This is a genomic window from Kitasatospora sp. NPDC092039, assembly GCF_044756065.1.
GTDB lineage: Bacteria > Actinomycetota > Actinomycetes > Streptomycetales > Streptomycetaceae > Kitasatospora.
Map to the genome: position 1 here is coordinate 54,373 of NZ_JBIVSD010000026.1, position 13,664 is coordinate 68,036.

The 13,664-nt window shown below is 71.7% G+C and carries 12 protein-coding genes and 1 pseudogene; all 13 read left to right on the forward strand.

Annotated elements, in window-relative coordinates; genetic code table 11:
- Positions 1-85 precede the first annotated feature (85 nt).
- The 13 genes and pseudogenes from ACIQI7_RS34965 (at position 86) to nuoK (ending at position 13,656) form a co-directional block, all read left to right on the forward strand.
- Positions 86-1,165, forward strand: a complete 1,080-nt coding sequence (locus tag ACIQI7_RS34965; protein WP_401117911.1) for a sensor histidine kinase — start codon at positions 86-88, stop codon at positions 1,163-1,165.
- 34 nt (positions 1,166-1,199) lie between these two features.
- Entirely contained in the window at positions 1,200-1,898 is a 699-nt protein-coding gene (locus ACIQI7_RS34970) for a response regulator (RefSeq protein ID WP_401117913.1), read from the forward strand.
- A 625-nt stretch (positions 1,899-2,523) separates the two neighbouring features.
- Entirely contained in the window at positions 2,524-2,883 is a 360-nt protein-coding gene (locus tag ACIQI7_RS34975) for an NADH-quinone oxidoreductase subunit A (RefSeq protein WP_030060100.1), read from the forward strand.
- Between the two features lie 128 nt (positions 2,884-3,011).
- On the forward strand, positions 3,012-3,566 hold the full coding sequence (locus tag ACIQI7_RS34980) for an NADH-quinone oxidoreductase subunit B family protein (RefSeq protein WP_074005520.1): 555 nt from the start codon (positions 3,012-3,014) through the stop codon (positions 3,564-3,566).
- Positions 3,563-4,276, forward strand: coding sequence for an NADH-quinone oxidoreductase subunit C (locus ACIQI7_RS34985; protein WP_401117915.1), 714 nt, complete (start codon positions 3,563-3,565; stop codon positions 4,274-4,276). Before ACIQI7_RS34980 ends, ACIQI7_RS34985 begins: the two co-directional genes overlap by 4 nt.
- Positions 4,276-5,616, forward strand: coding sequence for an NADH-quinone oxidoreductase subunit D (locus ACIQI7_RS34990; RefSeq protein WP_401117917.1), 1,341 nt, complete (start codon positions 4,276-4,278; stop codon positions 5,614-5,616). Before ACIQI7_RS34985 ends, ACIQI7_RS34990 begins: the two co-directional genes overlap by 1 nt.
- The gene (gene nuoE / locus ACIQI7_RS34995) at positions 5,613-6,413 is read left to right on the forward strand and encodes an NADH-quinone oxidoreductase subunit NuoE (protein WP_401117919.1); all 801 of its coding nucleotides are present in this window, start codon (positions 5,613-5,615) and stop codon (positions 6,411-6,413) included. Before ACIQI7_RS34990 ends, nuoE begins: the two co-directional genes overlap by 4 nt.
- Positions 6,413-7,774 carry an NADH-quinone oxidoreductase subunit NuoF gene (gene nuoF, locus ACIQI7_RS35000; protein ID WP_401117921.1) on the forward strand — a complete coding sequence of 454 codons (1,362 nt, stop codon included), beginning with the start codon at positions 6,413-6,415 and terminating at the stop codon, positions 7,772-7,774. Before nuoE ends, nuoF begins: the two co-directional genes overlap by 1 nt.
- Positions 7,771-10,212, forward strand: a pseudogene (locus tag ACIQI7_RS35005) (NADH-quinone oxidoreductase subunit G); the annotation flags it as partial. The gene nuoF and the pseudogene ACIQI7_RS35005, both read left to right, overlap by 4 nt.
- A 245-nt stretch (positions 10,213-10,457) precedes the next feature.
- Positions 10,458-11,786, forward strand: a complete 1,329-nt coding sequence (nuoH, locus tag ACIQI7_RS35010) for an NADH-quinone oxidoreductase subunit NuoH (protein ID WP_387760011.1) — start codon at positions 10,458-10,460, stop codon at positions 11,784-11,786.
- A 6-nt stretch (positions 11,787-11,792) separates the two neighbouring features.
- A complete protein-coding gene (gene nuoI, locus ACIQI7_RS35015) occupies positions 11,793-12,401 on the forward strand; it encodes an NADH-quinone oxidoreductase subunit NuoI (RefSeq protein WP_387760013.1) in 609 nt (202 codons plus the stop codon).
- The gene (locus ACIQI7_RS35020; RefSeq protein WP_401117924.1) at positions 12,398-13,360 is read left to right on the forward strand and encodes an NADH-quinone oxidoreductase subunit J; all 963 of its coding nucleotides are present in this window, start codon (positions 12,398-12,400) and stop codon (positions 13,358-13,360) included. Before nuoI ends, ACIQI7_RS35020 begins: the two co-directional genes overlap by 4 nt.
- Positions 13,357-13,656: an NADH-quinone oxidoreductase subunit NuoK gene (nuoK, locus tag ACIQI7_RS35025; RefSeq protein WP_030060110.1), complete on the forward strand. Its 300-nt coding sequence runs from the start codon at positions 13,357-13,359 to the stop codon at positions 13,654-13,656. Before ACIQI7_RS35020 ends, nuoK begins: the two co-directional genes overlap by 4 nt.
- The last annotated feature ends 8 nt before the right edge of the window (positions 13,657-13,664 follow it).

A 13,664-nucleotide genomic window follows, 5' to 3' on the forward strand; every position in this document is an offset into this window, starting at 1 on the left:
TGAAATATGCCGATCGGCACAGGCGCCGAGCCTGGGCGGCGTCGTAGTGTGACGGCAGTCGAGGAGTCGGGGAGAGGTGGTGACGATGTATCAGATCCTTTCCGGGGTCGTCCTGGTCCTGGCGCTTCCGGCCTGGGTGGCGCGGCGGCGGTACGGGGCGGCGGCCGTGACGGTGGCACTCGGGGCGGCGTCGGTCGTGGTCACGGTCACCGTCTGGCTCCTCGGCCGCTGGACGGAGGGGCAGCGCTGGGCCGGGCTGGTGGGCCTGGCCGAGCTGGCGGTGCTGCTGCTCTCGGTGGTGATCGGCCTGCGCACCGAGGACGGGCCGTGGTGTGCGGCGGGTGCCTGGACGGCATGCGGAGCGGTCGCCCTCTGGCCGTCCCGGTTCACGATCTTCGAGGGCCCCGCGGCCGCGCTCACGCTCTTCGGCTTCGGATCGATGCTCTCCCTGCCGGCCGTTCTGACCGGGCTCTACCTGCGGGGCCTGGACGAGGGGCGCAGGAAGGCGGTGGCCGAGGCCCGGCGGGCGCAGCGCCTGGAGCTGGCCCACGACCTGCACGACTTCGTGGCGCACGATGTCAGCGGCATGGTCGCCCAGGCCCAGGCGGGGGCCTATCTGGCCGGGATCGATCCGGCCCGGGCGGCCGAGATGTTCCAGCGAATAGAGCAGGCCGGGCAGCGGGCGCTGGCCTCGCTGGACCGGACGGTGCAGCTGCTGCGCAGCGAGGAGAACGGCGGCCGCGGTCCGCAGCCGGGGCTCGCCGAACTCGCCGAGGTGGCAGAGCGGTTCACCGCGACGGCCGGCACCGAAGTCCGCTTGGAGCTGCCGGAGGAGCCGGTGCCGCGGGAGGTTGAGGGCACCGTCCACCGGATCGTGGTCGAGTCCCTGACCAACGTCCGGCGGCACGCTCCTGGTGCGCGGGAGGTGGAGATCCGGGCCCGCCGCAGCGGTGGACGGCTGGAGCTGACCGTGACCAACGACGGCCGGGCGCCCGGTCCGGCGGGGCGGCCGCGCCGGGGCGGCGGCAGCGGACTGCCTGGACTGGCGGCCCGGGTGGAGGCCCTCGGCGGTTCGCTGGAAGCCGGCCCGCACGAGCGGGCGGCCTGGCGGGTGACGGCGGTGCTGCCGCTGGAGGAGGCCGGCGCAGGGCCGGCGGGATCGTAGAGCCGACACGGGTCGGTGACGGGGAGGTGCGGAGATGGGCAGCGGCACGGGGCCGGTTCGGATCCTGATCGCGGACGACCAGCCGGACGTTCGCAGTGCGTTCCGGATGATCCTGGACGTCCAGCCGGACATGGTGGTGGTGGCGGAGGCGGCGGACGGCGCCGCGGCGGTGCAGGAGGCGAGGAGGCTGCGGCCGGACGTGGTGCTCGCGGACATCCGGATGCCGAAGCTCGACGGGCTGGAGGTCACGCGGCAGTTGGCCGACCAGTGCAAGGTGATCGTGGTGACCACCTTCGACCTGGACGAGTACGTGCACACGGCGCTGCGGCACGGGGCGGCCGGGTTCCTCCTGAAGCGCTCGGGGCCGGTGCTGCTGATCGAGGCGGTGCGGGCGGCGATGGCCGGGGACGCGTTGATCAGCCCGCAGATCACCGTCCGGCTCCTGCGGCACATGGCACTGCCGGGCGGCGAGCCGAAGCCGGGGCCGGGCGCCAGGGCGGTTGTGGCCGCGGCGCAGTCGGTGGCCGGGCCGGCGGAGGAACTGACCACGAGGGAAAGGGAGATCGCCGAGCTGGTGGCGGACGGCGCGACCAACGCCGAGATCGGGGCGGGGCTGTTCATCTCACCGGGGACGGTGAAGAACCACCTCGCCAACATCCAGCGCAAGGTCGGAGCCCGCAACCGGGTGGGCATCGCGGCCTGGATCTGGGAGCAGGCGACCGCCGGTCGGTGACCGGCGCGGGTAGCGGCTGGTGGGAGGGGGAGGGCCGGCGGGTGGCGGGCAGTGGCCGGCGGACCGAGGTCGGCAGGCGGGCAGAGCGTTCGAGCCGGGGGCAGAGCAGTCGGGCCGGCAACAGCGCAGGGCGGCGGCTCGGGCAGGGGAAGGGCAGGGACAACGGGCCCCATCGGCGCCCCGCCGACGACAAGCTCGCGCGCTTGTGAACGAAGGGTCAAGCGAGCGTTCGGCCCCCCGCCACCCCTGCGAGTGAGCCGCTATAACACGTCAACATGACGCCTGGAAATTTGCTCCGGTCGACGCATAGTTGATATAGGAACACGCCCCTGACCAGCCGCTTCACAAGTAAATGCGACTGCTTGTGATCATTTGACTGCTTTGCGTCGACAAAACTGGGCATGTTCACATTCGACCCCATTCGAAGGGTGTCGTAGATCACAAAGAAGACGATGAACTGCGTGTCGCAGATCACAAGCCGACGGGCATAGGATGCGCTCGTTCCAGGCTTTGTGAACTGCCTCACATGAGGTGGATCTCGGGAACTGGGACGCGGGTTCACCTCAGCGTGACCTGCTGGTTCCGATCTGCAGTCAAGGACGACTGGACGGAGGGAGCGGGGGCTATGAATGCCTACGCGCCGATCCTCGTACTCGGTGCCATCGCGGCGGCGTTCGCGGTCGGCTCCGTCGTGATGGCCTCACTCACCGGCCCCAAGCGCTACAACCGGGCCAAGTTGGAGGCGTACGAGTGCGGCATCGAGCCGACCCCGCAGCCCGTGGGCGGCGGTCGGTTCCCGATCAAGTACTACCTGACGGCGATGCTCTTCATCGTCTTCGACATCGAGATCGTCTTCCTCTACCCGTGGGCGGTGACCTTCGACGCCCTGGGGATCTTCGGGCTGGTCGAGATGCTCCTGTTCATCGCCACCGTCTTCGTCGCCTACGCCTACGTGTGGCGGCGCGGCGGTCTGGAGTGGGACTGAGCGCGGGGTGGTCTGAGCGCGGGGTGGTGTCCCCACCCGTCCGCCGGCTGCGCGCCCGCTTGTGAACGAGCGGACAAGCCAGAACCGGCCCACGTATCAGAGGACTTGAGGGCATTGAGAGGGTTCTGATGGGAATCGAGGAGAAGCTGCCGAGCGGCTTTCTGCTCACGACCGTGGAGACGGCCGCCGGCTGGGTGCGCAAGGCGTCACTCTTCCCGGCCACCTTCGGTCTGGCCTGCTGCGCGATCGAGATGATGACCACCGGGGCGGGCCGCTACGACCTGGCCCGGTTCGGCATGGAGGTCTTCCGGGGCTCCCCCCGGCAGGCCGATCTGATGATCGTGGCGGGCCGCGTGAGCCAGAAGATGGCCCCGGTGCTGCGCCAGGTGTACGACCAGATGCCCAATCCCAAGTGGGTCATCTCGATGGGCGTCTGCGCCTCGTCCGGCGGGATGTTCAACAACTACGCGATCGTCCAGGGCGTCGACCACATCGTCCCGGTGGACATCTACCTGCCCGGCTGTCCGCCCCGTCCGGAGATGCTGATGGACGCCATCCTGAAGCTGCACGACAAGATCCAGCACGAGCCGCTGGGCGTGAACAGGCGCCGGGCCGAGGAGCTCGGCGAGGCGCTCGCCCTCAAGGCCACCCCGATCAGCGAGATGCGGGGGCAGCTGCGATGAACGACCAGGTGCCCGAGACCCGCCGGGAGCAGCCGGTCCGCGAGATCCCGGTCGAGGTGGTCGGCCGCCGTCAGGGCATGTTCGGCACCCAGGGCAGCGGCGACACCTCCGGCTTCGGCGGCCTGGCCGCCCCGGTCGTGCTGCCCGGTCCGAGCGAACGCCCGTACGGCGGCTGGTTCGACGAGGTCGCCGACGAGCTGGAGGGCGCCCTGGAGGAGCAGGGCCTGGACCCGGCCGAGGTGATCGGGAAGACGGTGGTCGACCGCGACGAGCTCACCTTCCACATCGAGCGCGACCACCTGCTGAGCACCGCCCGGATCCTGCGCGACGACCCGGCGCTGCGCTTCGAGCTCTGCCTGGGCGTGAGCGGCGTGCACTACCCCGGTGACAAGGGCCGTGAACTGCACGCGGTCTACCACCTGCGCTCGATCACCCACGGCCGACTGATCAGGTTGGAGGTCACCGCGCCCGACGCCGATCCGCGCATCCCCTCCGTGGTGAGCGTCTACCCGACCAACGACTGGCACGAGCGCGAGGCCTACGACTTCTTCGGCCTGGTCTTCGAGGGCCACCCGGCGCTCACCCGGATCATGATGCCGGACGACTGGCTGGGCCACCCGCAGCGCAAGGACTACCCGCTCGGCGGCATCCCCGTCGAGTACAAGGGCGCCCAGATCCCGGCTCCCGACCAGCGGAGGTCGTACAGCTGATGAACACCCAGCACTACGGAGAGACCGAGGAAGCGGACGCCCGGGAGACCACCGAGGGACGGGTCTTCACCGTCACCGGCGGCGACTGGGGCGAGGTGGTCGAGGCGGTCGGCCGGGCCGACGACGAGCGCATCATCGTCAACATGGGCCCCCAGCACCCGTCCACCCACGGCGTGCTGCGGCTGATCCTGGAGATCGACGGCGAGACGGTGAAGGAGGCCCGCTGCGGCATCGGCTACCTCCACACCGGCATCGAGAAGAACATGGAGTTCCGCAGCTGGGTCCAGGGCACCACCTTCGTGACCCGCATGGACTACCTGACCCCGCTGTTCAACGAGACCGCCTACTGCCTGGCGGTCGAGAAGCTGCTCGGCATCACCGGCGACGTCCCGGACCGCGCCAACGTCATCCGGGTGATGATGATGGAGCTCAACCGGATCGCCTCGCACCTGGTCTGCCTGGCCACCGGCGGCATGGAGATCGGCTCCACCACCCTGATGATCTACGGCTTCCGGGACCGCGAGCTGATCCTGGACGTCTTCGAGCTGGTCACCGGCCTGCGCATGAACCACGCGTACGTGCGCCCCGGCGGCCTCGCCCAGGACCTGCCGCCCGGCGCCGTCGACCAGATCCGCGAGGCGGTCAAGGTCTTCCGCTCCCGGATGCACGAGTACGACAAACTCGCCGCCGACAACCCGGTGTTCAAGGCCCGCCTGGTCGACGTCGGCTTCCTGGACCTGCCCGGCTGCCTGGCCCTCGGCGCCACCGGCCCGATCCTGCGCGCCACCGGCCTGCCGCACGACCTGCGCAAGACCGATCCCTACTGCGGCTACCAGGACTACGACTTCGAGGTCGCGATCGCCGACAGCGCCGACTCCTACGGCCGCTTCCTGATCCGGCTGGAGGAGATGAAGCAGTCGCTGCGGATCGTCGAGCAGTGCCTGGACCGGCTGCGCCCGGGCCCGGTCATGGTCGCCGACAAGAAGATCGCCTGGCCCGCCCAACTGGCCGTCGGCCCGGACGGGATGGGCAACTCCCTCGACCACATCCGCAAGATCATGGGCACCTCCATGGAGGCCCTGATCCACCACTTCAAGCTGGTCACCGAGGGCTTCCGGGTCCCGGTCGGCCAGGCGTACGCGGCGGTCGAGTCGCCCAAGGGCGAGCTGGGCGTGCACGTGGTCAGCGACGGCGGGACGCGCCCGTACCGGGTCCACTTCCGGGACCCGTCGTTCACCAATCTGCAGACGATGGCGGCGATGTGCGAGGGCGGCCAAGTGGCCGACGTGATCGTCGCGGTGGCCGGGATCGACCCGGTGATGGGAGGCGTGGACCGGTGACCAACGTCGAACTCGGACTGCCGGCGCTGCCGGCCGCACCCTATCCCGAGGAGGTGCACGCCCGGCTGGCCGCCGACGCCGCCGAGCTGATCGCCCGCTATCCCCAGGCCCGTTCGGCGCTGCTGCCGCTGCTGCACCTGGTGCAGGCCGAGGAGGGCTTCGTCAGCCCGACCGGGATCCGGTTCTGCGCCGAGCAGCTGGACCTCACCACCGCCGAGGTCACCGCGGTCGCGACCTTCTACACCATGTACCGGCGCCGCCCGGCCGGGAAGTACCACGTCGGGGTCTGCACCAACACCCTGTGCGCGGTGCTCGGCGGCGACCAGATCTTCACCGAGCTCCAGGAGCACCTGGGCGTGCGCAACAACGAGACCACCGAGGACGGCGAGGTCTCGATCGAGCACATCGAGTGCAACGCGGCCTGCGACTACGCGCCCGTGGTGATGGTCAACTGGGAGTTCTTCGACAACCAGACCCCGGAGAGCGCCCGGCAGCTGGTCGACGACCTGCGCGCGGGCCGCGAGGTCCGGCCCACCCGCGGCGCCCGGCTCTGCGGCTTCAAGGAGACCTCGCGGATCCTGGCCGGCTTCCCGGACGAGCGCCCGGGCGCCAACGACGAGTCCGGCGCCGGCGGCGCGCCCTCCCTGGCCGGCCTGAGGCTGTCCCGCGGCGAGGCGCTGCCCGGCACCTCCGGCACCAAGGTGGTCTCCCCCCGCCCCGAATCCCCGCGTCCCGAATCCCCCCGCCAGGCCGGCAACGGCCACGCGGGCAACGGCCAGGAAGGGAGCGAAGCGTGATGACCGCCGCAGAGCCGGCCGAGAAGCTGCTCACCCCGGTCCTGTCCGACTCCTGGGACGACAGCCGCCCCTGGACGCTCGACACCTACCGCCGCCACCACGGCTACGAGGGCCTCAAGGCGGCCCTCGCCATGCCGCCGGACGACGTGATCGCCCTGGTCAAGGACGCCGGGCTGCGCGGCCGCGGCGGCGCAGGCTTCCCCACCGGGATGAAGTGGCAGTTCATCCCGCAGAACGACGGCAAGCCGCACTACCTGGTGGTCAACGCGGACGAGTCCGAGCCGGGCACCTGCAAGGACATCCCGCTGCTGTTCGCCAACCCGCACGCGCTGATCGAGGGCATGATCATCGCCTCCTACGCGATCCGCTGCGACCACGCCTTCGTCTACCTGCGCGGCGAGGTCGTCCCGGTGCTGCGCCGGCTGCACACGGCCGTCGCCGAGGCGTACGCGGCCGGGCTGCTCGGCCGGAACATCCTCGGCTCGGGCGTCGACCTCGACATCACCGTGCACGCCGGCGCCGGCGCCTACATCTGCGGCGAGGAGACGGCGCTGCTGGACTCGCTGGAGGGCCGCCGCGGCCAGCCGAGGCTGCGCCCCCCGTTCCCGGCGATCGCCGGCCTGTACGCCTGCCCGACGGTGGTCAACAACGTCGAGTCGATCGCCTCGGTGCCGCCGATCCTGGCCCGCGGCAAGGAGTGGTTCAAGGCCCTGGGCACCGAGAAGTCCCCCGGCTTCACGCTCTACTCGCTCTCCGGCCACGTCACCAACCCCGGCCAGTACGAGGCCCCGCTCGGCATCACGCTGCGCCAGCTGCTCGACCTCAGCGGCGGCGTCCGCCCCGGGCACCGGCTGAAGTTCTGGACGCCGGGCGGCTCCTCCACCCCGATGTTCACCGACCAGCACCTCGACGTCCCGCTGGACTACGAGGGCGTCGGGGCGGCCGGCTCGATGCTCGGCACCAAGGCGCTCCAGGTGTTCGACGAGACCACCTGCGTGGTGCGGGCGGTCACCCGCTGGACGGAGTTCTACGCCCACGAGTCCTGCGGCAAGTGCACCCCCTGCCGCGAGGGCACCTACTGGCTGGTCCAGCTGCTCAAGCGGATCGAGGCGGGCGAGGGCGTCGACGGGGACCTGGAGAAGCTCCTCGACATCGCCGACAACATCAACGGCAAGTCCTTCTGCGCGCTGGGCGACGGCGCGGCCAGCCCGATCGTCTCCTCGCTCCAGCACTTCCGGGCCGAGTACGAGCAGCACCTGGCCGAGCGCCGCTGCCCGTTCGACCCGGCCGCCTCCACCGTCTGGGCCGACGGCCCCCGCCCCGGCCACCAGTCCGCGACCGAAAGGGAGGTGCACGCGTGACGATCACAGAGCCAACCGCCTCCGAGACCGCGGTCGAACTGGTCACGCTCACCATCGACGGCGTCGAAGTGCGGGTCCCCAAGGGGACGTTGGTGATCCGGGCCGCCGAGACCATCGGCACCCAGATCCCGCGCTTCTGCGACCACCCGCTGCTCGACCCGGCCGGCGCCTGCCGCCAGTGCATCGTCGAGGTCGAGGGCCAGCGCAAGCCGGTCGCCTCCTGCACCATCCCGGTGGCCGAGGGCATGGTGGTGCGCACCCAGCTCAGCTCGCCGGTGGCCGAGAAGGCCCAGCGCGGCGTGATGGAACTGCTGCTGATCAACCACCCGCTGGACTGCCCGGTCTGCGACAAGGGCGGCGAGTGCCCGCTGCAGAACCAGGCGATGAGCAACGGCGCCGCCGACTCCCGCTTCGACGGCATGAAGCGCACCTACGAGAAGCCGGTGCCGATCAGCAGCCAGGTGCTGCTGGACCGCGAGCGCTGCGTGCTGTGCGCGCGCTGCACCCGCTTCTCGCAGCAGATCGCCGGGGACCCGTTCATCGACCTGGTGGAGCGCGGGGCGCTGCAGCAGGTCGGCACCGGCGAGGGTGACGACTTCGAGTCGTACTTCTCCGGGAACACCATCCAGATCTGCCCGGTGGGCGCGCTGACCTCGGCGGCGTACCGGTTCCGCTCGCGCCCCTTCGACCTGGTCTCCTCGCCGAGCGTGTGCGAGCACTGCGCCTCGGGCTGCGCGCAGCGCACCGACCACCGGCGCGGCAAGGTGCTGCGCCGGCTGGCGGGCGAGGACCCGGCGGTGAACGAGGAGTGGAACTGCGACAAGGGCCGCTTCGCCTTCCGCTACGCCCAGCAGCGCGACCGGCTGACCACCCCGCTGGTACGGGTGGACGGCGAGCTGGTTCCGGCCTCCTGGCCGGAGGCGCTGGCCCGGGCGGCCGAGGGCCTGCGCGGGGTCCGGGCCGGGGTGCTGGCCGGCGGCCGGGTGACGGTCGAGGACGCCTACGCGTACGGGAAGTTCGCGCGGGTGGTGCTCGGCACCAACGACGTGGACTTCCGGGCCCGCCCGCACAGTGGCGAGGAGGCGGACTTCCTGGCCGCGGCGGTGGCCGGACGGGGCGTCGACGTGGACGGCACCGGGGTGGCGTACGAGGACCTCGACCGGGCACCGGCGGTGCTGCTGGCGGGCTTCGAGCCGGAGGAGGAGTCGCCGATCGTCTTCCTGCGGCTGCGCAAGGCGACCCGGGCGACGGGCCTGAAGGTGTTCTCGGTGGCCGCGTTCGGCTCCCGGGGCCTGGCGAAGCTGCGCGGCGCGCTGCTGCCGGCCGCCCCCGGCACCGAGCCGGAGTGGTTCGCGGCGCTGGCGGCGGACGAGCCGCTGGACGACGACGCGGGCCGGGCGGCCGAACTGCTGCGCTCCCCGGGCGCGGTGATCCTGGCCGGCGAGCGGCTGGCCACCGTCCCGGGCGCGCTGACGGCGCTGCTGCGGCTGGCGCACGCGACGGGCGCGAAGCTCGCCTGGGTGCCGCGCCGGGCCGGTGAGCGCGGGGCCGTGGAGGCGGGCGTGCTGCCGGGCCTGCTGCCCGGCGGCCGCCCGGTGGCCGTCCCGGCGGCCCGGGCCGAGGCGGCCGCGGTGTGGGGCGGTGCCGAACCGCCGTCCCGGCCGGGCCGGGACACCGACGGGATCCTGGCGGCCGCCGCCGCGGGCGAGTTGGAGGCGCTGCTGGTCGGCGGCGTGGACCCGGACGACCTGCCGGACCCGGCGCTCGCCGACGAGGCGCTGGCGGCGGTGCCGTTCCTGGTGTCGCTGGAGCTGCGACCCTCGGCGGTGACGGCGCGCGCCGACGTGGTGCTGCCGGTGGCGGCGGTGGCCGAGAAGGCCGGCACCTTCCTGGACTGGGAGGGCCGGGTGCGGATGTTCGAGTCCGCGCTCAAGCCGGACCAGCAGATGGGCCGCCACCTCCAGTCCGACCTGCGGGTGCTGAACATGCTGGCCGACGCGCTGGGCCGGCGGCTGGGCCTGCCGGACGTCCGGGCGGCCCGGCTGGAGCTGGACGGGTTCGCCCCCTGGGAGGGCGACCGCACGGCCGACCCGGCGGCCCACCCCGCCGTGCTGCCCCGGCCGGCCGCCGGCCAGGCGGTACTGGCCGGCTGGCGGCTGCTCCTGGACAACGGCGTGCTGCAGCAGGGGGACCCGCACCTGGCGGGCACCCGGCACCGGGCGGTGGCCCGGATCTCGGCGGAGACGGCCAAGGAGATCGGCGCCGAGGCGGCCGGGGCGCTGCGGCTGACCGGCCCGGCCGGTTCGCTGACCCTGCCGCTGGAGGTCACCGACTCGATCCCGGACCGCACGGTCTGGGTCCCGCTCGACTCCACACCGGGCGGCGCCCACCGCGCGCTCGGCACCACCGTCGGCCACCTGGTCACGATCGCCGTGGCCGAGCCCGAGCCCGAGCCCGAGCCCGAGTCGGAGCCCGCAGCCGGATCCGGGCCGGCCGCCGTGACGGACGCCGGCTCCGCAGCCGGGCCCGAGCCGACCGCCGTGACGGACACCGGACCCGCCGACGCGACGCAGGCCGCACTGCAGGCCGCGACCCAGGCCGGCCCCGCGGCCGGGGCCGAGCCGGCGCCGCAGGACCAGACCGGGGCGACCGCGGACGACACCGCGGGCGAAGGGGAGGACCGATGACTTCGCAGCCGTACGAGACGCTCCACTTCTTCGGGCAGGACCCGTGGTGGCTGGTGCTGCTGAAGGCGGTGTTCTGCTTCGCCTTCCTGGTCCTGACGGTGCTGATCGCGATCGTCTGGGAGCGCAAGGTGGTGGCCTGGATGCAGCTGCGCATCGGGCCCAACCGGCACGGCCCGTGGGGCCTGCTGCAGTCGCTGGCGGACGGCGTGAAGTTGGCGCTGAAGGAAGACCTGGTGGTCAAGGGCTCGGACAAGGTGGTCTACATCCTGGCCCCGATCGTCTGCGCCATCCCCGCGTTCATGGCCTTCGCGGTGATCCCGTTCGGCCCGGCCGGCAACGAGGTGTCGGTCTTCGGCACCCGCACCCCGCTCCAGCTGACGGACTTCCCGGTCGCGCTGCTGTACGTCCTGGCGACGGCCTCGGTGGGCATCTACGGCATCGTGCTGGCGGGCTGGTCCTCGGGTTCGACGTACCCGCTGCTGGGCGGGCTGCGCTCGTCCGCGCAGATGATCAGCTACGAGATCGCGATGGGCCTGTCCTTCGCGGCGGTGTTCATCTACTCGGGCTCGATGTCCACCTCGGAGATCGTGGCGCACCAGCAGCCGACCTGGTTCGCGGCGCTGCTGCCGGTGTCGTTCATCGTCTACATCATCGCGATGGTCGGCGAGACCAACCGGGCGCCGTTCGACCTGCCGGAGGCCGAGGGCGAGCTGGTCGGCGGCTTCAACACCGAGTACTCCTCGCTGAAGTTCGCGATGTTCATGCTGGCCGAGTACGTGAACATGGTGACGGTCTCGGCGGTGGCCTCGACCCTCTTCCTGGGCGGCTGGCGGGCCCCGTGGCCGGTGTCGACGTTCTGGGAGGGCGCCAACCACGGCTGGTGGCCGATGCTGTGGATCACGCTGAAGATCCAGCTGCTGCTGTTCCTCTTCATCTGGCTGCGCGGCACGCTGCCCCGGTTCCGCTACGACCAGTTCATGAAGCTGGGCTGGAAGGTCCTGATCCCGGTCTCGCTGGTGTGGCTGGTGCTGATCGCGAGCGTGCGGGCGCTGCGCAACGAGGGCTACGGCTTCGGCCAGGTGGTGCTGTACGTGGGCGCCCCGGTCGGAGTGGTGCTGCTGCTGGCGCTGCTGCGGGACTTCCTGAAGAAGCAGCCGGAACCCGAGCCCGCCCCGCCCGAGGCCGGGTTCGACCCGATGGCGGGCGGCTACCCGGTCCCGCCGCTGCCCGGCCAGGTGCTCCCGCCGGTGCCGCGCCGGCGAAGCCGCGCCCCGAAGCAACTCCAGGACGCCCTCAACGGGGCCGACCATTCCGAAGGGAGCTGAACCGAGATGTCCGACCAGTCCGATCGCGCGGAGCGGCCCGAGCGGGCCGACCGTCCGTCGATCCTCGGCCCGGCCGCCGGCTTCGGCGTGACCTTCAAGGCCATGTTCAAGAAGCGGCTCACCGAGCAGTACCCGGAGCAGAAGAAGCCCACCGCTCCGCGCTTCCACGGCCGCCACCAGCTGAACCGGCACCCGGACGGCCTGGAGAAGTGCGTCGGCTGCGAGCTGTGCGCGTGGGCCTGCCCGGCCGACGCGATCTACGTGGAGGGCGCGGACAACCGGGACGAGGAGCGCTACTCCCCGGGTGAGCGCTACGGCGCGGTGTACCAGATCAACTACGCCCGCTGCATCCTGTGCGGGCTGTGCATCGAGGCCTGCCCGACCCGGGCGCTGACCATGACCAACGAGTACGAGCTGGCCGACTCCTCCCGGCGGGACCTGATCTTCACCAAGGAGCAGCTGCTGGTGGGCCTGTCGGAGGGCATGGTCGACACCCCGCACGCGATCTTCCCGGGCACCGACGAGGGCGCGTACTACCGGGGCGAGGTCACCGCGGCGGCGCCGGGGACGGTCCAGCAGGAGCGCACCGACCGGGAGAAGGAGGTGCGGCAGTGATCGCGCGGCTGGCGGAAGCGACCGGGACGACCTCGACGGGTGAGGCCGTCCAGTTCTGGGTGCTCGCGGTGATCGCGGTCGGCGGCGCCCTCGGCATGGTGCTGATGCGCAAGGCCGTGCACAGCGCGCTCTGCCTCGCGGCCACCATGCTGGCGCTGGCGGTCTGTTACATGGCCCAGGGCGCGGTCTTCCTGGGCGTGGTGCAGATCGTCGTCTACACCGGCGCGATCATGATGCTGTTCCTGTTCGTGGTGATGCTGGTCGGTGTCACCAGCGAGGACTCCCTAAAGGAGCAGCTGAAGGGCCAGCGGTTCGCCGCGGCGCTGTGCGGGCTGGGCTTCGGCGTGCTGCTGATCGCCGGGATCGCCAACGCGAAGCTGAACCACTTCACCGGGCTCTCCGAGGCGAACGCCGAGGGCAACGTGCCGGGCCTGGCCCGGCTGATCTTCACCCGTTACGTGTGGGCCTTCGAGGTCACCGGCGCGCTGCTGATCACCGCGGCGATCGGCGCGATGGTGCTGACCCACCGGGAGCACGTGAAGGCGCCGAAGACGCAGCGCGAGCTGGCGGCGCAGCGGGTCAGGGACAACATCCAGGTGCCGCCGATGCCGGCACCGGGCGTGTACGCGCGGCACAACGCGGTGGACGTCCCGGCGCTGCTGCCGGACGGCACGGTCGCCGAGGACTCGGTGATGGCGACGCTGCGCGAGCGCGGCCAGGTCCGGGACGTCAGCCAGGCGATGCTGCGGCGGATGGCGGAGCTGGAGAACACCACGGCGGACTGGCTGGGCCGTCCGTCCTCGGAGCGCCCGGCGGTGGCGGCCCCGCGCAAGTCGCTGGAGCCGGTGCCGGCGAACGGCGAGCCGGTGCAGGCGAACGGCGAACCGGCGCCGGTGAACGGCGAACCGGTGGCGGCGAACGGCGTGAAGCACCCGACCGGAGAGGAGGGCGCGGAGTGAACCCGGTCAACTACCTCTACCTGGCGGCCCTGTTGTTCACCATCGGCGCGGCCGGGGTGCTGATTCGGCGCAACGCGATCGTGCTGTTCATGTGCGTGGAGCTGATGCTGAACGCCTCGAACCTCGCGCTGGTGACCTTCTCCCGGCTGCACGGCACCCTGGACGGCCAGATCATCGCGTTCTTCACGATGGTGGTCGCGGCGGCCGAGGTCGTGGTCGGCCTCGCCATCATCGTCTCCATCTTCCGGACCAGGCACTCCGCTTCGGTCGACGACAGCAACCTGATGAAGCTGTAGGCGGAGGG